The organism is Mesorhizobium hawassense (assembly GCF_003289945.1).
GTDB lineage: Bacteria > Pseudomonadota > Alphaproteobacteria > Rhizobiales > Rhizobiaceae > Mesorhizobium > Mesorhizobium hawassense.
The window spans coordinates 68,430-87,863 of record NZ_QMBP01000003.1 but is presented as its reverse complement, the minus strand read 5'-3'; the positions used below and the strand labels follow the sequence as shown (position 1 = coordinate 87,863).

General features: G+C 64.2%; 19 protein-coding genes. 9 read left to right on the top strand and 10 right to left on the bottom strand.

The annotated features are described in order from the left end of the window. Window positions 1-133: 133 nt before the first annotated feature. Entirely contained in the window at window positions 134-2,413 is a 2,280-nt protein-coding gene (locus DPM33_RS07770) for an NADP-dependent malic enzyme (RefSeq protein WP_112096841.1), read from the top strand. 91 nt (window positions 2,414-2,504) lie between these two features. On the opposite strand, the gene DPM33_RS07765 is transcribed toward DPM33_RS07770, so the two are convergent. The 3 genes from DPM33_RS07765 to DPM33_RS07755 all read right to left on the bottom strand — a co-directional run bounded on the left by DPM33_RS07765 (window position 2,505) and on the right by DPM33_RS07755 (window position 5,994). Further along, window positions 2,505-3,647 (bottom strand): porin, encoded by a 1,143-nt coding sequence (locus DPM33_RS07765; protein ID WP_112096840.1) that lies wholly within the window; start codon window positions 3,645-3,647, stop codon window positions 2,505-2,507. A gap of 377 nt (window positions 3,648-4,024) precedes the next feature. Further along, complete coding sequence (locus DPM33_RS07760; RefSeq protein ID WP_112096839.1) at window positions 4,025-4,723, bottom strand: antitoxin Xre/MbcA/ParS-like domain-containing protein; 699 nt, start codon at window positions 4,721-4,723, stop codon at window positions 4,025-4,027. Between the two features lie 278 nt (window positions 4,724-5,001). Next, on the bottom strand, window positions 5,002-5,994 hold the full coding sequence (locus tag DPM33_RS07755; protein ID WP_112096838.1) for an adenosine kinase: 993 nt from the start codon (window positions 5,992-5,994) through the stop codon (window positions 5,002-5,004). Between the two features lie 409 nt (window positions 5,995-6,403). Here DPM33_RS07755 and DPM33_RS07750 point away from each other — a divergent pair, with 409 nt between their 5' ends. Both DPM33_RS07750 and DPM33_RS07745 read left to right on the top strand, forming a co-directional pair. Further along, window positions 6,404-7,297 (top strand): EamA family transporter, encoded by an 894-nt coding sequence (locus DPM33_RS07750; RefSeq protein WP_167448987.1) that lies wholly within the window; start codon window positions 6,404-6,406, stop codon window positions 7,295-7,297. A 127-nt stretch (window positions 7,298-7,424) separates the two neighbouring features. After that, the gene (locus DPM33_RS07745; RefSeq protein ID WP_112096836.1) at window positions 7,425-8,120 is read left to right on the top strand and encodes a sulfate transporter family protein; all 696 of its coding nucleotides are present in this window, start codon (window positions 7,425-7,427) and stop codon (window positions 8,118-8,120) included. Window positions 8,121-8,122: 2 nt separating this feature from the next. On the opposite strand, the gene DPM33_RS07740 is transcribed toward DPM33_RS07745, so the two are convergent. The 5 genes from DPM33_RS07740 to DPM33_RS07720 all read right to left on the bottom strand — a co-directional run bounded on the left by DPM33_RS07740 (window position 8,123) and on the right by DPM33_RS07720 (window position 11,638). Continuing rightward, entirely contained in the window at window positions 8,123-8,926 is an 804-nt protein-coding gene (locus DPM33_RS07740; RefSeq protein WP_112096835.1) for an isocitrate lyase/PEP mutase family protein, read from the bottom strand. A 79-nt stretch (window positions 8,927-9,005) separates the two neighbouring features. Next, window positions 9,006-9,860 carry a hypothetical protein gene (locus DPM33_RS07735; protein WP_112096834.1) on the bottom strand — a complete coding sequence of 285 codons (855 nt, stop codon included), beginning with the start codon at window positions 9,858-9,860 and terminating at the stop codon, window positions 9,006-9,008. Window positions 9,861-9,932: 72 nt separating this feature from the next. Then, window positions 9,933-10,592 (bottom strand): HAD family hydrolase, encoded by a 660-nt coding sequence (locus DPM33_RS07730; protein ID WP_112096833.1) that lies wholly within the window; start codon window positions 10,590-10,592, stop codon window positions 9,933-9,935. Beyond that, window positions 10,593-11,078: a dUTP diphosphatase gene (dut, locus tag DPM33_RS07725; protein ID WP_112096832.1), complete on the bottom strand. Its 486-nt coding sequence runs from the start codon at window positions 11,076-11,078 to the stop codon at window positions 10,593-10,595. An 89-nt stretch (window positions 11,079-11,167) separates the two neighbouring features. Next, window positions 11,168-11,638, bottom strand: a complete 471-nt coding sequence (locus tag DPM33_RS07720; RefSeq protein ID WP_112096831.1) for an Lrp/AsnC family transcriptional regulator — start codon at window positions 11,636-11,638, stop codon at window positions 11,168-11,170. Between the two features lie 115 nt (window positions 11,639-11,753). On the opposite strand from DPM33_RS07720, the gene DPM33_RS07715 reads away from it, so the two are divergent. The 3 genes from DPM33_RS07715 to DPM33_RS07705 all read left to right on the top strand — a co-directional run bounded on the left by DPM33_RS07715 (window position 11,754) and on the right by DPM33_RS07705 (window position 13,760). After that, on the top strand, window positions 11,754-12,008 hold the full coding sequence (locus tag DPM33_RS07715) for a DUF6356 family protein (RefSeq protein ID WP_112096830.1): 255 nt from the start codon (window positions 11,754-11,756) through the stop codon (window positions 12,006-12,008). Window positions 12,009-12,024: 16 nt separating this feature from the next. After that, window positions 12,025-12,825, top strand: coding sequence for a class II glutamine amidotransferase (locus tag DPM33_RS07710; RefSeq protein WP_112096829.1), 801 nt, complete (start codon window positions 12,025-12,027; stop codon window positions 12,823-12,825). 134 nt (window positions 12,826-12,959) lie between these two features. Further along, the gene (locus DPM33_RS07705) at window positions 12,960-13,760 is read left to right on the top strand and encodes a class II glutamine amidotransferase (protein ID WP_112096828.1); all 801 of its coding nucleotides are present in this window, start codon (window positions 12,960-12,962) and stop codon (window positions 13,758-13,760) included. A gap of 102 nt (window positions 13,761-13,862) precedes the next feature. On the opposite strand, the gene DPM33_RS07700 is transcribed toward DPM33_RS07705, so the two are convergent. Together DPM33_RS07700 and DPM33_RS07695 are read right to left on the bottom strand one after the other, a co-directional pair. Beyond that, window positions 13,863-14,936 (bottom strand): NAD(P)/FAD-dependent oxidoreductase, encoded by a 1,074-nt coding sequence (locus DPM33_RS07700; protein ID WP_112096827.1) that lies wholly within the window; start codon window positions 14,934-14,936, stop codon window positions 13,863-13,865. A gap of 69 nt (window positions 14,937-15,005) precedes the next feature. Continuing rightward, the gene (locus DPM33_RS07695) at window positions 15,006-16,817 is read right to left on the bottom strand and encodes a winged helix-turn-helix domain-containing protein (RefSeq protein WP_112096826.1); all 1,812 of its coding nucleotides are present in this window, start codon (window positions 16,815-16,817) and stop codon (window positions 15,006-15,008) included. Window positions 16,818-17,021: 204 nt separating this feature from the next. On the opposite strand from DPM33_RS07695, the gene DPM33_RS07690 reads away from it, so the two are divergent. The 3 genes from DPM33_RS07690 (at window position 17,022) to DPM33_RS07680 (ending at window position 19,364) form a co-directional block, all read left to right on the top strand. Beyond that, window positions 17,022-17,303, top strand: coding sequence for a DUF4242 domain-containing protein (locus DPM33_RS07690; RefSeq protein ID WP_112096825.1), 282 nt, complete (start codon window positions 17,022-17,024; stop codon window positions 17,301-17,303). Between the two features lie 131 nt (window positions 17,304-17,434). Further along, window positions 17,435-17,671: a YjiS-like domain-containing protein gene (locus DPM33_RS07685; RefSeq protein WP_167448986.1), complete on the top strand. Its 237-nt coding sequence runs from the start codon at window positions 17,435-17,437 to the stop codon at window positions 17,669-17,671. Between the two features lie 100 nt (window positions 17,672-17,771). Then, window positions 17,772-19,364, top strand: a complete 1,593-nt coding sequence (locus DPM33_RS07680) for a peptide chain release factor 3 (RefSeq protein WP_112096823.1) — start codon at window positions 17,772-17,774, stop codon at window positions 19,362-19,364. Window positions 19,365-19,434 lie beyond the last annotated feature (70 nt).

Below are 19,434 nucleotides of genomic sequence, written 5' to 3'. Positions count from 1 at the left end.
AGCAACCCGTCCGCATTGAATGAGCTTTGCCGCGCTTGGCGGTTTACAGCGGCCGCCTCTGGCCTTAGTCGTGGAATCCATAAGGAAGCACCCATGCAAGCGGTGCCGTGCAAGGCGAGGAAATCAAAGCATCATGGCCAGGAAAACCGAAAGCAGCGGCCCCTCCGTCAGTCCCGAGGAGGCGTTGGAATTCCACGCCATGGGGCGGCCAGGCAAGCTGGAGATCGTCGCCACCAAGCCGATGGCGACGCAACGCGATCTGAGCCTCGCCTATTCGCCGGGCGTCGCCGTTCCGGTGCGCGCCATCGCCGAGGATCCGAGCCGCGCCTTCGACTATACGACGCGTGGCAACATGGTGGCCGTCATCTCCAACGGCACCGCCATCCTTGGCCTCGGCAATCTCGGCGCGCTGGCCTCGAAGCCGGTGATGGAAGGCAAGTCGGTGCTGTTCAAGCGCTTCGCCGACGTCGATTCCATCGACCTCGAAGTCGACACCGAGGATGCCGACGAGTTCATCAATTGCGTGCGCTTCCTCGGGCCGTCCTTCGGTGGCATCAATCTCGAGGATATCAAGGCGCCGGAATGCTTCATCATCGAGCAGCGGCTGCGCGAGCTGATGGACATCCCCGTCTTCCACGACGACCAGCACGGCACCGCCATCATCTCGGCCGCCGGTTTGATCAACGCGCTGGAGATCACCGGCCGCGACATGAAGACCACCAGGATGGTCTGCAACGGCGCGGGTGCGGCCGGCATCGCCTGCATCGAATTGATGAAGGCGATGGGCTTTGCCCCGGAAAACATCATCCTGTGCGACACCAAGGGCGTCGTCTACCAGGGCCGCGCCGAAGGCATGAACCAATGGAAGTCGGCGCACGCGGTCAAGACCGAGGCGCGCAGCCTGGCCGAGGCACTGGACGGCGCCGACGTCTTCCTCGGCCTGTCCGCCAAGGGAGCGCTCACCACCGCCATGGTACAGTCGATGGCAAAGCACCCGATCATCTTCGCCATGGCCAACCCCGATCCGGAGATCACGCCGGAGGAAGTGGCCGAGATCCGCACCGACGCCATCATGGCCACCGGCCGCTCGGACTACCCCAACCAGGTCAACAATGTGCTGGGCTTCCCCTACATTTTTCGCGGCGCGCTGGATGTGCGCGCCACCACCATCAATGACGACATGAAGATCGCCGCGGCCCGTGCGCTGGCCGAGCTCGCCCGCCAGGACGTGCCGGACGATGTCGCCGCCGCCTATCAGGGCAACCGGCCGAAATTCGGCGCCAACTACATCATCCCGGTGCCCTTCGATCCGCGCCTGATCTCGGCGATCCCGCTGGCGGTGGCGAAGGCCGCGATGGAATCCGGGGTCGCCCGCAAGCCGATCCTCGATCTCGACCGCTACGCGCAGGAGCTGTCCGCACGCCGCGATCCGATCGCCTCGACCTTGCAGCGCATCTACGACCGCGTGCGCCGCCAGCCCAAGCGCATCGTCTTCGCCGAGGGCGAGGAAGAGCAGGTGATGCGCGCCGCCGTCTCCTATGTGAACCAGAAGCTCGGCACCGCGATCCTGCTCGGCCGCGACGACGTCATCAAGGACAATGCCAGGAATGCCGGCATCGACCTGAACAAGCAGGGCATCGAGATCATCAACGCCAGGCTGTCGCGCCGCAACGGCATCTACACCGACTATCTCTACGAGCGCATGCAGCGGAAGGGTTTTCTGTTCCGCGACTGCCAGCGCCTGATCAACAACGACCGCAACCATTTCGCTGCCTGCATGGTGGCGCTGGGCGACGCCGACGGCATCGTCACCGGCGTCACCCGCAACTATTCCACCGCGCTCGACGACGTGCGCCGCATCATCGACGCCAAGCCCGGCCACCGGGTCATCGGCGTGTCGATCGTGCTCGCGCGGGGCCGCACCGTTCTTGTCGCCGACACCGCCGTGCACGACATGCCGAACGCCGAGCAGATCGCCGACATCGCCGAGGAGGCGGCCGGCTTTGCCCGCCGCATGGGCTATGAGCCGAGGCTGGCCATGCTTGCCTACTCGACCTTCGGCCATCCGCAGGGCGAGCGCTCGGAACGCGTGCAGGAAGCGGTGCGCATCCTCGACAAGCGCCGCGTCGATTTCGAGTATGACGGCGAGATGGCGGCCGACGTGGCGCTTAACCCGCGCGCCATGGCGCAATATCCGTTCATCCGGTTGACCGGCCCAGCCAACGTGCTGATCATGCCGGCATTCCACTCGGCCTCGATCTCGACCAAGATGCTGCAGGAGCTCGGCGGCTCGACCGTCATCGGCCCGCTGCTGGTCGGCTTGAACAAACCGGTCCAGATCGTGTCGTTGAACGCCAAGGACTCAGACATCGTCAACATGGCGGCGATCGCCGCCTATACGGCGGGGAATTGACGCGCCGGCGCGCCGGCTTTCGCCGAAGTCGAAAAAGCAAGAAGGCCCGCGGCGGCTGCCGCGGGCCTTCTTTTTGATCGTGAGGCCTAGATCAGAAACTGCGCTGGAAGCGGACCATGCCGCCGACGCTGTCCTTCTTGTCGGCCTTGGTAAAGTTGCCGTAGATGGTGCCGTCGTCGAAGTGGCCGAAATGGTCCCAGTCGACTTCGGTCGTGATCGTGAAGCCCGGAACGATGGTATAGGCAACGTTCGCCGCCAAAGCGTAGTTCTTGTCGTCGTCAGCCGAAGCCTGGACGTTGAACGCCACCTTGTCGGTGAACTTGTAGGTGCCGCCGCCCCACACGGCCCAGTTGCCGCCCCACGGCTTGTAGAAGCCGCGACCGCCGGCCGGGATAGCCCAGGTCGCGTCGGTGAGATTGTCATCGGTGCCGTAGCCGGCCATGATGAACAGCGACAGCTGCTTGTTGACATTGACGTCCACGCGGACCTTGCCGGCGACTTCCTCGTAGTTGCTGTCGTAAGCCACGACGCCGGTGATCGCACCCCAGTCCTGCTTGTACTTCACGCCGCCGACGACATGCGGGACGTAGCTGTCGATCGTGCCGACCTTGCCCGAACCCTCTTCGAGCGAGACCACGCCGGTGAAGCCGTTGCCGGCGTCGAAGTAGTACTGGACGACGTTGGTGTCCTTGATGCCGTACGGGATGATCGTATCCTGGATGACGCTGCCGGCGTAGCCGATGAACGTGTCATAAGCCGATTCATCCTTACCGACGCGCAGACCGCCGAGCTGGATCCAGGCAAAATTCAGCGTAGGGGCGCTGTTGTGGGCGGTGTTGTACGGGGTGATCGCATTGGAGTTGGCGAAGTTCCAGCGGGTCTCGGTGTACGTCTTCAACGTGCCGAGTTCGGTTTCCTGGCCGGTCCAGGTCTTCAGCGTGAAGCGGGTCTTCTTGTAGAAGGTGTGCTGCGGGTCGCCATCCTCGTGGTCGGCGGTGACCGCTCCGTCGAACGAGCCGACGTCGCCAACGCCGATGTCGTAACGGATGTAGCCGCCGACGCGCAGGCAGGTCTCGGTGCCGGGGATGTAGAAGTAACCCGCGCCGTAGACGTCGCAGATCTTCACGTATTCGGCCGGTTCCGGCTCGGCGACGGTAACCGCGTCGGCGGCACGGGCGCCCGAAACTGCGATCAGGGCCGCAGCGGAGCCGAGAAGAAGGCTCTTGATGTTCATTTTCTTGAATCTCCAGTCAAAGGTTCAAGACAGGCCTGACATGCCGTTCGGCTTTTGCCACCCCCGTCCCCATCGTGAAAAAGTGCGCGCACCGGCGCCGCTTCTTCGCCTTGGACATGGCCTAATCGGTGGGCTCGTACAACAGAGATTGTGTCGGAAAGGCGGCTTTTTGACTCTTATAGAAGTCTTGTTGCCCAAATATCACGTCACATATCTGAAAAAATGGGACATTCTGAACAATAAGTACAATCGAAACGCCGGAAAAGCTGTAAAATGTGCCAAATGTGCCAATTATTACAGTTTTATGACGGATGATTTGTCGAATAAAGTTCTAAAATAGCGGACTAAGGTGGAAAGATCGACTCCTGAAGCCAGGGTCAGGCCAAGGTGCGGGCGGCGCCGAGCACATCCTCGACCATGTCTTCCCGCAACATCTCGATGGGAACGCGGCCTTCGAGCTCGGCCGATGGCCGGGTCAGCCAGAACCAGGCCAGCCTCGGATTGGTGATCGCCGACAACACCTCGCTTATACCCGGGACCGGCCTGCCGTCGACGAACTGGGCCAGCGGGAAGACATGCTTGCGGCCGCCCTTGCGCAGGGCAACGACCTCGCCGCGTCTTTGCCAGCGATGCAGCGTGGAACGCGGGATACGGAGCTTCTCTTCCAGATAGGTTGAGCCGGCGACCTCGCCGGCCCAATCCTCGATCGGCATCGACTGGAGATCGGCGGCACGTTCCGGGACATTTTGAGGCCTTCCCGCTTCCACCGGCATGCGCTCGGAAGCCTGATCGGACACCGCTGAACCACCGCTCGCGATTCTTCCCGACATCGTACGGAAGAATTCGGAGACGAGCGCGGTCCAGTCGCCCTTGAATGAATCGATTGCGAGGCGCTGCGTCCGCGGCAGGAAGGGAAGGGCGGCCGCCACGCCGCCGGCGAGCGCACTGGCTGAAACCAGGGCTTGTGCATCCAGCAGGACACCGTGCTGCATCAGTGCCTGCTGTACGGCCTCCGTCACTAGGCCTGCCAGGGTCTCTTGCGAAATCCCCTCGGGCGGGATCTGAAATCTGGTCATGCGTTCGACTTGTGGCCCCGCTCCTCCCCGGCGCAGGCGGTTGCTGAAATTCTATCGTGGAAAGCAAAAATCGCGGCGGCAACGGACACCGCGGCCCCGCAGGTTGCTGGCTTGCATCTTCACACCCCTGGTTTGGCGCGCCGAAATGTCAGTCGCGGAACGCCTCATCTTGCGTGTAGGAGCGCTCTATGACAGGGGCGCGACAGACGGCCTGTTTTGCAGCCCGCTCGCGATGACGCAACGGTACTGCCCGACACCGGCCGGCTTTGCTGGACCGCCTAAAGCAAACCTGCCTGCTCGGCTTCCAGGCGCAAGCTCTGGCGCGGACGCGGGCCGATCTGCTGGATCACCAGCCCGGCGGCCAGCGAGCCGAGGTCGCCGCAATCCTTGAGGCTGCGTCCGGTGGTGTAGCCGTAAAGGAAGCCGGCGGCATAGAGATCGCCGGCGCCGGTCGTGTCGACCAGTTCCTTGATCTTCGTCGCCTGGATGGTGACGGTCTCGTCGCCGCGCACGATGACCGAGCCTTTCTCGGAACGGGTGACGGCGGCTATTCTGCAATCCCTGCGGATGGCGTCGAGCGCCTCCTCGAAGGAAGCGGTCTGGTAGAGCGACTTGATCTCATGGCTGTTGGCAAAGACGATGTCGACGGTGCCCGAACGCATCAGTTCGAGGAACTCGTCGCGGTAGCGGTCGACGCAAAAGGAATCCGACAGTGTCATCGACACTTCGCGGCCCGCCGCATGCGCCAGCTTCGCCGCCTGGCGGATGGCTTCCTTGGCGCGCGGCGGATCCCACAGATAACCCTCGAAATAGGTCACCTTGGCGCCGGCCGCCTTGTCGGCCTCGACATCCTCGGGACCAAGCTCGACACAGGCGCCGAGATAGGTGTTCATCGAACGCTCGCCGTCGGGTGTGACGAAGATCATCGAGCGCGCCGTCGGCGGTTGCCCCTCGAGCGGCCCGGTATCGAAGGCGACGCCTTGGGCCTGGATGTCGTGCGTGTAGATTTCGCCAAGCGCGTCTTTCGACACCTTGCCGAAGAAGGCGGCCCGTCCGCCAAGGCTGGCGACGCCGGCCGCGGTGTTGCCGGCGCTGCCGCCGGAAGCCTCGATCGCCGGTCCCATGCGGCTGTAAAGCAATTCGGCGCGCTTGGCGTCGATGAGGTTCATCGCGCCCTTGATGATGCCGTTGGTTTCGAGAAAGGCCTCGTCGCACTGCGCGATGATGTCGACAATGGCATTGCCGATGCAAAGCACGTCATATTCCGGCATCAAAATCTCCGCCAAGGAACCACCCGGCTATCTGGCATGCCGGCCGGGCGCGGGTATAGAGCATGATGCCGAAAAGTGTGAAGCGGTTTTCGGATGACATCATGCTCTATTTCTTTGATTTAGAGACGGATTCCAGGTCGTTTCGACCTGGAATCATCCGGCCCTAGCGAGTTGGCACTGTTTTGCCTACCCCGAAAATCGCCACCGCCTTCCGCGATGTCGGCCCCAGCGCCGATTGTTCGCCGCCGGCTGCGGTAGCGTTCGCGTCGAACTGGCCCATATCAGTCGCGACCCTGGCAGCTAAGGTTTTGTCTTGATCGAAGCATTTCCGCGGCGTCGCGGGCTAGAAGCGAATTGTTCCGGCAGCAGGCTGAAGGACGCGAACCACGAAATGTCCGAAAAGACCGAAATGACCACCGACCTTGCGCTGCTTGGCGTGCTGGCGGTGCTGTGGGGCGCTTCCTACACCTTCATCAAGATCGGCGTCGAGACGATCCCGCCTGTGACCTTCATCGCCGCCCGGACCCTGATCGCCGGCGCCATTCTCTTCACCACCATCCGCTGGCGCGGCCGTGCCATGCCCGCCGATGCGGCGACTTGGCGCCGCTTCGCCTTCCAGGCCTGCCTCAACAGCGTCGTGCCTTTCACGCTGATCGCCGCCGCCGAACGCTCGGTCGATGCCGGTCTTGCCACCATCCTCAACTCGACGTCGCCGATCTTCACCTTCCTGCTGACGGCGCTGATCACGCGCCATGAGCCGGTCACCGCGCGCAAGCTCGTCGGTGTCGGCGCCGGCATCGTCGGCATCTGTCTCATCATCGGCACGGAGGCGCTCGGCGGACTTGGCCACGAGTTGTGGGCGCAGCTTGCGATCATCGTTGCCACCATCTCCTATGCCGGGGCGGCGATTTTCGGCCGCGGCTTCAAGGGCCTCGACCCGATGATACCCGCCGCGGGTTCGATGCTTTGCGGTGCCGTGATGCTCGTGCCGCTCAGCCTGATCGTCGATCGGTCGTGGACGCTCGCGCCGTCGGCCGCATCGATCCTGGCGCTGCTCGGACTGTCGATCTTTTCGACGGCGCTGGCCTTCGTCATCTATTTCCGCCTGATCCACACGCTGGGCTCGGTCGGCACCACGTCGCAGGCCTATCTGCGCGTGCCGATCGGCGTCGGCATCGGTGCCGTCTTCCTCGGCGAAAGCCTGGGGCCGGCGGCCTGGGTCGGCATGGGCTTCGTCGTCGCTGGCGTTGCCGCGATGACCATCCCCGCCCGGCGGGCCAGCGCAATTCCAGGAAAAGTGTGACCGGTCAGGTTCGACGATCTCGTCGTGGGTTTCCTTGGACCACATTGGGCTGGCTTAACAGTTGCGCCGGCCGCCGTCGCCGCCTATCTCGGGGGCGTCGTTTCTCGTTGAGGGGTCTGCATCCGCCGTGATCCTAGACGCCGCCCGCGCCGCCGCCAGCCGGCTGTTCTCGCCTGAATTCCGCTCCGTCTTCCTGAAGACGCTGGGGGTGACGCTGCTCGCTCTGCTGGCGCTTTGGGTCGGCCTGGAGAGCCTGCTCGAATGGCTGGCCTGGCCGTGGCTGCAGACGCTTCTGCCGGGGCTGCCGTCCTGGGCCGGATGGCTGGGCGGCATCATTGCCGGCATCGTTCTGGCTGTGGGGATGGCTTTGCTCATCGCCCCGGTGACGGCGATCGTCGCCGGTCTCTTCCTCGACGATGTCGCCGAAGTGGTCGAGCGTACCGACTATCCCAACGATCCGCCCGGCAGGCCCGTGCCGGCGCTGCATTCGCTTGCGCTGGCGATCAAATTCTTCGGCGTGGTCGTCCTCGGCAACATCGTGGCGCTGCTTTTGCTTCTTGTGCCCGGCATCAACATTGCCGCCTTCTTCGTCGTCAATGGCTATCTGCTCGGTCGTGAGTTCTTCGAATTCGCCGCCATGCGGTTTCGCCCCGAGGCGGAGGCCAAGGCACTGCGCCGCAACTATGCCGGCACGGTGTTCCTGGCCGGACTGGTCATCGCCGTGTTCCTTGCCGTGCCGCTGCTCAACCTTCTGACGCCGCTTTTCGCGGCCGCCATGATGGTGCATCTGCACAAGGCGGTTTCGGCGCGGGAGCCTGTTTAGCCTTACTCAGCTGCACCACGAAACAGCGCCTGCAGTTTGCCGAACGGCATCGCGGCGCGGGTGAAGCCGAATGTGCCGTCCTGCTGGATTTCGCGCGCCGCCGTCTCCAGCATGCCATAGGCGAAATTGGTCAGCCATGGTCCGAGCGAGATGCGCTTGACGCCGGCCGTGGCAAGGTCGGCGACGGTGAAGCCTGGCCGGGCCATCACATTGACCGGCCGGCTCACCGACGAGCAGATCGTGCGCACCATATCGACATCGCTGATCCCCGGCGCATAAAGCACGTCGGCGCCGGCCTTCTCGAAAGCCTGCAGCCGCTTGATGGTGTCGTCGAGGTCGCTCTTGCCCCACAGGAAATTCTCGGCCCGCGCGGTGAAGACGAAATCGTGCTTGAGCGCGCGGGCGGCCTCGACGGCGGCGGCGACGCGCTCGGTCGCCAGCGTGAAATCATAGATCGGATTGGCGGCGTCGCCGGTATGGTCCTCGATCGAGCAGCCGGCGAGGCCCGCGGCCTCTGCCGCGAAGATGGTCTCGGCCGCCTGCTCGGGGCTGTCGCCCTTGCCGCGCTCCAGATCGGCCGAAACCGGCAGGTCCGTCGCCGCTGTCACCTCGCGGCAATGGTGGATCATGGCGTCGAACGTCACGGCGCCGTCCGGCAGGCCGCGCGAGAAGGCAAAGCCGGCGCTGGTCGTGGCCAGCGCCTTGAAACCGAACGAAGCGAGAAGCTTGGTCGTGCCGACATCCCAGGGATTGGGCATGACGAAGGTGGAGGCATGCAGTTCGCGAAAAATCTTGCCCTTGTCCATGGCGGGTCCTCAATCATGAGCGGTTTCGTGCGGCGAACCTAACGCGGCCGCTCGGCCCGGGCAAACGAATGCGGTTGGATCAGAAGCGTTTCTCGTTCTCTGCTGACAAACGTTTGAGGGCGTTTGAACCCGCCACGTAGCGCGACGCTTTCTTGTTCCAGCGATAAATGACGGAGATGTCTTTCGACGACGCCTTGGGCGGCGCGTCGTCGCAGCTGTCTCCGCTCGGTATCGTGGCGTCGATCACCGTGACCTTGAAGGCTGCATGCGGCTGGCTGCCGGGAATGGTACGGAAAGCGATGTCCTGCTTGCGGCTGTAAGTGCACAGTCTTTCGTCGAAGGTGTAGATCATGTCGATCAGCTCGAACTTGTCGTTGCGCACCATGATCAGCGGTGTGATCACATAGCCCTGGCTCGAATTGAAATGCGTGCTCATGGTGATGAGCACATCGTCGCCGGCGCCGACCGACAGCTTGTTCGGTTCGCGGAAATAGGTGCTGCGGTCGACGGCGACATTGACCGCGTCGAGCAGCGTGGGCTTGCCGGTCAGATCGTAGAGCGCCAGCACCGCGTAGCCTTCGGCGCTGTCGGGAGAGTCGCCGAGATCGAACAGCATGGTCAGCCGGTCCTTGCCGCCGGCTTTGATGAGGAGCACGGCGGCGTTGGGCAGGCTCGATGTCTCGGGCGGCGAGCCGCCGCCGTCCGGACCCTCGATGTGGCGCATCTCGATCGGCAAGGTGCCGTGGTAGAAGCCATCGGCGTTCGGCGCCAGATCGGGGATGACCATCTTGCCGAGATCGAGATAGGTGACGTCCTTGTGGCCGGGGATGGCGCTGCCAAGATCCGGAAAGCCGACGTCCTCCGCGCTTGCCGGGCCCCATAGCCATGGCAGAAGCACGAGAGCAAGGGCGAGGCGAAGCAGGGTGGGTTTCATGCGTGGGAGCCGCCGGCTGTCTGACGGCTGCAGGCTAGCATGGAAGATTTCGCCGTAAAGCCGGGTGCCGGATCAAAGGATCGGCACCAGTCCGGCGAGTTCTCGCATATCGTCGAACAGGATGCCGCCGGCTGCCGCCAGGCCGTCGCGGTCGGTGAGCGGATCGGCATGGTAGGAGAACACCCGCATGCCGGCGGCGATGCCGGCCTGCGTTCCGGCGACGCTGTCCTCGATGACGATACAGTCGGCCGGCGCAATCCCAATCGTCTTTGCGGCATGCAGGAAGAGGTCCGGGAACGGCTTGCCGCGGCTGACCATGGTGGCTGAGAACATGGCGTGCTCGAACAACGGCAACAGCCCCGTCTGGCCGAGCGTGATGTGCATCTTCGAGACCCGTGCCGAAGAGGCGACGCAATAGGCGATGCCGGCCGCGCGGACTGCTTCGACGAACTCGCGCACATAGGGGATCGCCTCGACGCCGTGCGAAAAGAGTTCCGGCAGGCCGGCATTCCAGCGATCGACGAAGTCGGCGCCGAGCCCGACGTCTGTCGTCTCTTCAATTTCCTTCTGCACCGAGACCATGCTGCGGCCGGAGAAATGCTTGCGGCAATATTCGAAACTGGTCGCAAAACCGGCGGCGGTCAGCCATTCGGCGAGGCGTCGATTGGCAAGGTTCTCGGTATCGACCAGAACCCCGTCGCAGTCGAAAATGATCAGTCTTGGAACTTGCATTCAGGCGGTGCCGGTCGATCCGAAACCGCCGGCGCCGCGCGTCGTGCCGCCGGCCAGCGCGCGCTCCTCGACCGTAACCTGGGTCACAGCGGCGAAGACGATCTGGGCGATACGCATGCCGCGCGTCACCGAGAAATCCTCGTCGCCGAGATTGACGAGCAGCACCTTCACCTCGCCGCGATAGTCGCTGTCGACGGTGCCGGGCGAGTTGAGGACGGTGAGGCCATGCTTGAAGGCAAGGCCGGAGCGTGGCCGCACCTGGCCTTCCATGCCTTCTGGGATTTCCAGGACCAGACCGGTCGGAACCAGCGCGCGTTTCCCCGGCAGAATGAGCAGCGGCCGGTCTTCCGGCACCGCGGCCCGCAAATCCATGCCGGCCGCGCCCGCGCTCTCATAAGCCGGCAGGGGCAGGCCCTCGCCATGCGGAAGCCTGACGAAACCGACGGTGGGGCCGATGACGGAGGAAGGATGGACAGCCGTGCGCATGAGCGCATTCCTATCGGCGCGAATGCCGATTCGGTCAACTCCGGCGTAGGCCTATCAACGGCTTTCTTTGGCGTCCGGCTCCAGCGTCGTCAACGAAGCTCCACCGGCACCACGGTCGTCTCCTTGATCTCCTCCATCACGAAGGAGGCCGAGACGTCCGACAGCGCCACCTTGGCGATCAGCCGCTGGTAGAGACGGTCATAGGCTTTCACGTCGGCGACGCGGGCTCTCAGCACATAGTCGAGGTCGCCGGACATGCGGTAGACGCCGGTGATCTCGGCGAAACCGGTCACCGCCGCGCGGAACTTCTGCAGCCAGTCCGGGTCATGGTTCGAGGTGCGGATCAGGATGAAGACGGAGAGGCCGAGCCCGACCTTGTCGGCATCGACCAGCGCGACGCGCCCGATGATGACGCCATCCTCCTCCAGCCGCTTGACCCGTCGCCAGCAGGCATTGCGCGACAGCGCCACCCGCTCCGACAGCTGGTCGACCGAAAGCGTGCCGTTGCGTTGCAGCTCGGCCAGCAATCTTCGATCGATTTCATCGATTTCCGTTACCACAATGGGATGAATGTCCCATGAAATGGTAGAAGGCAAGGACAAATTGGGATCAATGAACCAAAGCCATGTGGCAGGATACTCATCATCGGGGCTCATCCCGGCAGGAGGGATCACCATGACGACACGGCTTACGGCACTCTTCACCTCTCACCCTGAGAAGGTCGGCGAGACCTATTTCGGCCACATGGCCTTCGCCGCCTGGTTCTGTTCGCGCCTGTCGATGGCGGCGGCCGCCGCGCTCGTTCACGCTTTCTTGCCATTTCTGTTCGAAACTACGGCGAGTCGAATCGTTCGCGAGCTCTATGAGCGCACGCACAACCGAGGCTCGCATGCGGTCAAGGAGCCGGCGGCTCTGATGGATCGCGCCTGATAGATGGTGGAAAGCGATGTGCCGGTGGGCGGCCTATCTTGGTGAAGCGGTCTTCCTCGAAGACATCATCACCGCGCCCTGCCATTCGCTGATCGCCCAGAGCCACCGTGCCCAGGAAGCCAAGTCGCCGACCAATGGCGACGGCTTCGGCCTTGCCTGGTATGGCGACCGGCCCGAGCCCGGCCTCTACCGCGACATCCTGCCGGCCTGGTCCGATCCCAACCTGAAAAGCCTGTGCCGGCAGATCAAGTCCGGCCTGTTCCTAGCGCATGTCCGCGCTTCGACCGGCGGCGCCACCAGCCGCATGAATTGCCATCCCTTCATCTCTGGCCGCTGGTCGTTCATGCATAACGGCCAGATCGGCGGCTTCGAAAAGATCCGCCGTGCGCTGGAGAACTCGCTTTCCGACGACGTCTTCGACCAGCGCGAAGGTACCACCGATTCCGAGCTTTTCTTTCTCCTGATGATCGACCAGGGGCTGGCGACGGACCCGCAAGGCGCGGTTGCGCGCGCCACCGGCCGCGTCATCGAAGCCGCGCGCCGCGCCGGCATCGAGCCGGCGCTGAAACTGACCGCGGCCCTTTCCGACGGCGAAGCCCTCTATGCCGTACGCTACGCCACCGACGACCATGCGCCGACGCTCTATACCGGCGCCTTCGCTAGGCGCGCCGGCCATTGCATCGTCTCCGAACCCTTCGATCGCGACGGCAGCGAATGGCAGGCGATCCCACCCTCGAGCTTCGTCATCATGACGAGGGGTGGCACCAGCATCCGCCAGTTCGCGCCGGCGGTGGCCCCGCTGGCGCTTGTCGGCTGAGTCAAGGATCAGCAAAACATAAGCGCGGCGTAAGGACGTCAAACCGTCACCCTGTCATCTGTGGCGCCCAACGAGCGGCGAAATGGAATAGTTCGCGCGCTTGAAAACGCACGAACAGAGGATGACAGGACACAATGTGCAGGTGGGCTGCCGATCTCGGCGACGCGATCTTCCTGGAAGATGTCATCGCTGCGCCCTCCCATTCGCTGATTGCCCAGAGCAGTCATGCGCGGGAGGCAAAATCTCCGACCAATGCCGACGGCTTCGGCGTGGCCTGGTATGGTGACCGGCCGGAACCCGGCCTCTACCGCGACATCCTGCCAGCCTGGTCCGACTCCAACCTCAGGAGTCTTGGCCGGCAGATCAAGTCGGGCCTGTTCCTTGCACACGTCCGCGCCTCGACCGGCGGCGCCACCAGTCGCCTGAACTGCCACCCGTTCACCTCGGGCAGGTGGTCGTTCATGCACAACGGGCAGATCGGCGGTTTTGAAAAGATCCGCCGTCGGCTGGAGAACGCGCTCTCGGATGATTTGTTCGATCAGCTTGAAGGGGCGACCGATTCCGAATTGCTCTTCCGCCTGATGATTGGCGAAGGGCTCTCCAGCGATCCTTACGGCGCGGTGTCGCGTGTCACCAGTCGCGTCATCGAGGCTTCGCGCGTTGCCGGCATCGAGCCGTCGCTGAAACTGACGGCCGCCTTCAGCGACGGCGAGGCGCTTCATGCCGTTCGCTACGCCACTGACGATCACGCGCCGACGCTCTACACCGCTGCCTTCGCCAAGCGCGCGGGCCGCTGCGTCGTCTCCGAGCCGTTCGACCGCGATGGCCGTATCTGGCGCGAGATTCCGCAGTCGAGCTTCGTGACGATGACCCGGGACGGCACCAGCATCCGGCCTTTCGCTCCGGCGACGACGCGTTGGGCGCTGGCCAGTTAGTTAGGTCGAGTTCCTTCGCGCCCCCCTCTGTCCGGCAGGACAGAGGGGGGCGCCGTAGAGCGCTAACTCCAAAAACGTCGACTGGCGGTACCGCTCGCCAATCTATTGGGCGAAACGTTCCAGCCCATACGGTACCAGCAACGGATCGCGCTCGCCGTCGAGGATCTCGTGCGTGGCAAACAAACCGACGGCCGGCGCCAGCGTGATGCCCGAATGCATGACGGCGATGTAGAGGCCGCCGACGCCCCCGGCGCGGCCGACGATCGGAAAACCGTCGACGGGATTGGGCCGGTAGCCGACCGTATGGAAATCGAGCTCCAGTCCGTCCGCGCCGCGCAAAGCCGCCTTCATGACCGCGAACAAGTCGCGCGCCGTGGCTTCCGGGTTTTCGCCAGGATCGCCGCCGGCGAAATCCGAGCCGGCTATGATGCGGCCCTCGGCGGTCTGGCGCATATGCAACCTGTCGGCATGCACCAGCCCGCTGAGCAGTTTCTTGTGGGGACTTGAATGCACGATGAGGCCCGGCGGGGTGTTGATAGGCAATTCGATGCCGGCCGTAGCGGCTATCGCCGGCGCGCCCGTGCCGGCCGCGATGACGATGTCGTCCGCGCAGATGATTTCGCCCGAAACGACCACGCCGGTGACCTTGCCTCCGGTCGACGCCAACCTCTCCACCGTGCCGGCGATCACGCGCGCGCCAAGCCGTTCGGCATCCGCCAGCAGCGCCTTGGCGGCGGCGACCGGCTCGGCCACGCCTTCCTGCGCGACGTAGACGGCGAAATCCGGGGGCTCGACAAGATTGGGCTCGATTTGCGCCGCCCGCTCACGGTCGACGCGTTCGATGCCGTAACCCCATGAGGAATGTTCGGCCGCATAGGCTTCCAGCTTGTCGGCAGGCAGATCGAAGCACAGGCCGCCGCACCAGGCGAGCGGCAGCCCGGGCAACTCGCTCGCCAAACGCTTCCATTCGGCCATGGCGCGGACGCGTAGCCGGAAATAACTCTCGGGATTGCCCCAGCTGGCATTGATCCAGGCGAAGGAATTTGGCGTCGCGACGCCGCCGGCGCCGCTCTCCGACACGACAGTGACGCAACCGCCGGCCTTCGTCAGATGCCAGGCGATCGAGGCGCCGACGATACCGGCGCCGATGACGATGACTTGTTTTGCGCTGCTCATGCTCGACCTTTGGGGAGATTTTCCCCGTCATGCCACCGCGCTGGCTGGACCTCAAGCGAGACGCACGACTTATGCGCCGGCAGCTAGCGCCGGTGCGCCGGCGAGCAGGGCCATCAACGCCTCGTAGCGGCGCATGAGACGTGGTGAATCCACTTTAGTGGCGACCGCCAGAACGGTGCCGAGCTCCAACTCCGCGCCCGTTCGGTCGCCGAGCTGGATGAGCAGCGCCGCGAGCGAAAGCCTCGCATCCGCGCAACTGATCGGTGAGCCGATCTCGGTCCAGCGCGAGCATGCGATCTGGAGCTCCTGCGCGGCTTCCGCGAGGCGATCTTCCCGCATGAACAGTTCAGCCTTGGCCTCGGCGGCCAGCGCCCGGATCGAAGCCATCGGCCAGCGTTGCGGCTCGCTTTCCAGCTCGGCGATGACCTCTTTCGCGCGCCCCAGCCGATCGGTGCGTGCCGCCACCTTGGCCAGCGTGGCCAGCACCAGACCGCGCCGCTGCAAGGTCGGCCAACGGTTCCCCACCAGCGACCGCTCGAGCGCGCTGAAAGCGGCCTCAGCCTGCCCCTGCTCGAGATGCAGCAGCGCAAGGCCGGGCTGCGGGTCCCAGCCCGCGGCGTGGGACGCGCGATAAGCTGTTTCCGCCTCGGTGAAGTCGCCGGCGGCAAGATGAATGTCACCCAGGACGCGCAGCGCATCGCCCGTGGCCCAGGGCGCGTCGAGCGCAAGCTGGTCGAGCGCGGCGCGCACCAGCGCCTCCGCCTCCTTAAGCGTGCCATGGACGCCGAGCACCTCGGCCCGATGCAGCCGGCACGAGCCTGTGAGTTCCTCCAACCCGTGTCCTCTGCACCAGCCCTCGTAGCTGAGGGTCCATTGGTTGGCTCTCGCCCAGTCGCCGAAATTTCGGCAGGCCCAGAGAATGTTGCAGTAGAGGATACCGCCGACGATCGGGTCGACATCGCTGGAGAGACCAAGCGCTGCGGCAAAATCCTGGTCCTCCTGCCCGGATTTTGTTTCGCCGAGGCAAAGCTTGAAGAAGCCGCGATAGATGAGGCCGAGCGACTCGACGACCGGGTCCTCAATATTCCTGCCGACCTCGAAAGCCTGCTCGGCAAGCGCAAGCGCATGCTCCGGCTCGGCTTCCGCGCCCTTGATGCGCGCGCCCATCCAGCACCAGAGACCATGCTCCCGGCTCTCGGTCTCGCTATCGATCAGCTGCGCGGCACGCTTGTGCCAGCCCTTGGCGGCGGCAAGCTCTCCTCTCTCCAGATGAATCATGGCAAGGGTGATTGCCGGGGATGCCGCGCGCAGGCGTTTGCCGGCGACGCCGTATTCAGTCACCGCGCGCGCCAGGAGCGGAATGGCTTCCATCGGCCGTCCCATGCACTCCAGCGCCAGGGCCCATTCCTCGAGATCGGCCGTCAGCAGTTCGTCGGCGGCATCCGCTTCGGCGAAGGCGGTCGCGGCTTCACGCCATTTTCGGACCGCAACGGCCGCGCGGGCCAACAGGATTGGCGAGCCGGGGCCGGAAGGCTTGCCGACCTCGCCGGCCGGGACGGCCTTGTTTTCCGAACCGTCGGGCCGATCGATGCAAATCCGGTAGCCGAAGCGGGGCAGGTTGCGCAGCGCCGTCTCCATGCCGCCCTGGCGAAGAATGCCGCGGGCGAGGCTCGCCACGCGCTGCAGCGAAGCCTCGGTCACCGTCACGCCGGGCCATAGCGTTTCGAGCAGCTCGTCCTTGCTCATCGCCCGGTCTTGATGCCGCAGCAGAACGGCGAGGAAATCGAACACCAAAGGCTGCGCCTCGATCTCGCTGCCGCCGAGACGAAGGGCGCGGGAATCCTCATTAAGCTCGAAGTCGCCGAAGCTATAAATTCCCATCGGCAGCAACCCCCGTAACGACTATGGGCAAAGGATCAGAAGAAGATAAGGCCGGCGTAAGGACTGTCGGCCGCCTGTTCGGTAAATCTCCGCCTGCCTGGCGGGCCAAGCGAGAGTTTACCTCAGCCGCCCCAGGGATGTCACCGGCACCGATCTGATCGAGTGCCCGGCGGCATTTGAACCTCGGATCAAGGAGATTGCAAAATGCAGAAGTACATCATCGAGCGCGAAATTCCCAAGGTCGGCACCTTCGAGCGCGCGCAGCTTCGCGACACGTCCAAGGCCTCGAACGCCGTTCTAGCCGAGCTGGGCCCGGATATTCAGTGGGTGGAATCCTTCGTGACGGACGACAAGACGTTCTGCGTCTACCTCGCCAAGGACGAGGCGATCATCCAGCGCCACGCCAAGATGAGCGGCTTCCCGGCAACCAAGGTCACCGAGGTGAAGCGCCTGTTCGACCCGACGACGGCATACGCCGCCGCGTGATGGGAGGGACCGTGATGTTTGCGGGATGAGAGCTGCAACGCACGAACGGTCCTGCCCCCGCTTCAAGAATCCTTTCGGGAGAGCCATCGATGGCTCTCTCGAATTCATCGTTGAAACAAGGAGATACGACCATGACCATCTTTGGGCAGGAGCTCGTCGCCGATCGGTCCGCGCTCAGCCGCCTCTTCGCGGCCATCGTTGAGACATGCCGTGCAACAGGACATTTCCTCGCGCGCATCGTCCGCATTCGCAGGGACCGGGCCCGGCTGGAAGAATTCCCGGACCATCTGTTGCGCGACATCGGTATCGGGCGCGGCGAAATGCTGTCGATCACCAGGTTCGGCCGCAGGGAGCACGGCGACGCCTGACTATGAGCGGGGCCCTCCCGGGCGAGCCGAACTGCCTGAACTGTCGACATGCGGGGTAAGCGCTGCTAGAAGCCCGCGCCACAGACAGGATTCCATCAAATTGGCAGAAGACATCGAACAGGCGGTATCGCGCCGCCGCACCTTCGCGATCATCGCGCACCCCGACGCCGGCAAGACCACGCTCACCGAAAAGCTGCTGCTGTTCGGCGGCGCCATCCAGCTTGCCGGCGAGGTCAAGGCCAAGAAGGACCGCATCCAGACGCGGTCCGACTGGATGAAGATCGAGCGCGAGCGCGGCATTTCGGTCGTCACCTCGGTGATGACCTTCGAATATGACGACAACGTCTTCAACCTTCTCGACACGCCCGGCCACGAGGACTTTGCCGACGACACCTATCGCACGCTCTCGGCGGTGGATTCGGCCGTCATGGTCATCGACGCCGCCAAGGGCATCGAGCCGCGCACGCTGAAGCTGTTCGAGGTCTGCCGTCTGCGCGACATCCCGATCATCACCTTCGTCAACAAGATGGACCGCGAGAGCCGCGATCCGTTCGAGATTTTGGACGAGATCGAGCAGAAGCTGGCGCTGGACACCGCACCCGTCACCTGGCCGATCGGCCGCGGCAAGACTTTTTCGGGCACCTATCACCTGGCGCAGAACGCGGTGCGCCGCAGCGACGACGAGAAGGAACGCACGCCGGTCAACGGCCCGGATTCCAACCGCGTCGCCGGGCTTTTGCCGGAAAATGAGCGCAACGACTTCATCGAGGAACTGGAGCTCGCGCGCGAGGCCTGCCGTCCGCTCGATGTCGACGCTTTCCGCGAGGGCCATTTGACGCCGGTCTATTTCGGCTCGGCGCTGCGCAATTACGGCGTGCGCGACCTGATCGAGGCGCTCGGCGCCTACGGCCCACCGCCGCGCGCGCAGGAAGCCGACGAGCGCACGGTCGAGGCGACCGAGGACAAGATGACCTCCTTCGTCTTCAAGATCCAGGCCAACATGGATCCCAACCACCGCGACCGCATCGCCTTCGTGCGCGTCTGCTCCGGCAAGTTGGAGCGCGGCATGAAGGCCAAGCTGGTGCGCACCGGCAAGCCGATGTCGCTCTCGGCGCCGCAGTTCTTCTTCGCCCGCACCCGCGTCACCGCCGACGAGGCTTTCGCCGGCGACGTCGTCGGCATTCCCAACCACGGCACGCTGCGCATCGGCGACACGCTGACCGAGGGCGAGGAGATACTGTTCCGCGGCGTGCCGAACTTCGCGCCGGAAATCCTGCGCCGGGTGCGCCTCGGCGACGCCATGAAGGCCAAGAAGCTGAAGGAGGCGCTGCACCAGATGGCCGAGGAAGGCGTCGTGCAGCTCTTTTCGCCGGAAGACGGCTCGCCGGCCATAGTCGGCGTCGTCGGCGCGCTGCAGCTCGACGTGCTCAAGGAGCGGCTCAACATCGAATACACGCTGCCGGTGGATTTCGAGATGTCGCGCTTCTCGGTCTGCCGCTGGATCGCGGCCGACGACAAGGCGGAAGTGCAGCGCTTCATCGAGGCGCATCGCGGCGATATCGCCCGCGACCTCGACAACGACCCGGTCTTCCTCGCCCAGCACGCCTTCTCGCTGAACTACGAGGCCGAACGCTGGAAGGCGATCCGCTTCACCGCGGTGAAGGACTATCAGGTCCGCGACAAGGCGGCGTGATTTTGGTGAATAGTGAATAGTGAATAGTCGGCGGAAAGAGCGGATGCCAATCCTCACCATTCACTACTCA

Bases quoted from the DNA above. Each gene is read 5' to 3' on its own strand.
- DPM33_RS07685 (WP_167448986.1), top strand. From the start codon at position 17,435: ATGACCATCTTTGGGCAGGAGCTCGTCGCCGATCGGTCCGCGCTCAGC.
- DPM33_RS07730 (WP_112096833.1), bottom strand. From the start codon at position 10,592: ATGCAAGTTCCAAGACTGATCATTTTCGACTGCGACGGGGTTCTGGTC.
- DPM33_RS07755 (WP_112096838.1), bottom strand. From the start codon at position 5,994: ATGCCGGAATATGACGTGCTTTGCATCGGCAATGCCATTGTCGACATC.
- DPM33_RS07735 (WP_112096834.1), bottom strand. From the start codon at position 9,860: ATGAAACCCACCCTGCTTCGCCTCGCCCTTGCTCTCGTGCTTCTGCCA.
- DPM33_RS07750 (WP_167448987.1), top strand. From the start codon at position 6,404: ATGACCACCGACCTTGCGCTGCTTGGCGTGCTGGCGGTGCTGTGGGGC.
- DPM33_RS07710 (WP_112096829.1), top strand. From the start codon at position 12,025: ATGTGCCGGTGGGCGGCCTATCTTGGTGAAGCGGTCTTCCTCGAAGAC.
- DPM33_RS07715 (WP_112096830.1), top strand. From the start codon at position 11,754: ATGACGACACGGCTTACGGCACTCTTCACCTCTCACCCTGAGAAGGTC.
- DPM33_RS07700 (WP_112096827.1), bottom strand. From the start codon at position 14,936: ATGAGCAGCGCAAAACAAGTCATCGTCATCGGCGCCGGTATCGTCGGC.
- DPM33_RS07740 (WP_112096835.1), bottom strand. From the start codon at position 8,926: ATGGACAAGGGCAAGATTTTTCGCGAACTGCATGCCTCCACCTTCGTC.
- DPM33_RS07765 (WP_112096840.1), bottom strand. From the start codon at position 3,647: ATGAACATCAAGAGCCTTCTTCTCGGCTCCGCTGCGGCCCTGATCGCA.
- DPM33_RS07705 (WP_112096828.1), top strand. From the start codon at position 12,960: ATGTGCAGGTGGGCTGCCGATCTCGGCGACGCGATCTTCCTGGAAGAT.
- DPM33_RS07760 (WP_112096839.1), bottom strand. From the start codon at position 4,723: ATGACCAGATTTCAGATCCCGCCCGAGGGGATTTCGCAAGAGACCCTG.
- DPM33_RS07695 (WP_112096826.1), bottom strand. From the start codon at position 16,817: ATGGGAATTTATAGCTTCGGCGACTTCGAGCTTAATGAGGATTCCCGC.
- DPM33_RS07770 (WP_112096841.1), top strand. From the start codon at position 134: ATGGCCAGGAAAACCGAAAGCAGCGGCCCCTCCGTCAGTCCCGAGGAG.
- dut (WP_112096832.1), bottom strand. From the start codon at position 11,078: ATGCGCACGGCTGTCCATCCTTCCTCCGTCATCGGCCCCACCGTCGGT.
- DPM33_RS07690 (WP_112096825.1), top strand. From the start codon at position 17,022: ATGCAGAAGTACATCATCGAGCGCGAAATTCCCAAGGTCGGCACCTTC.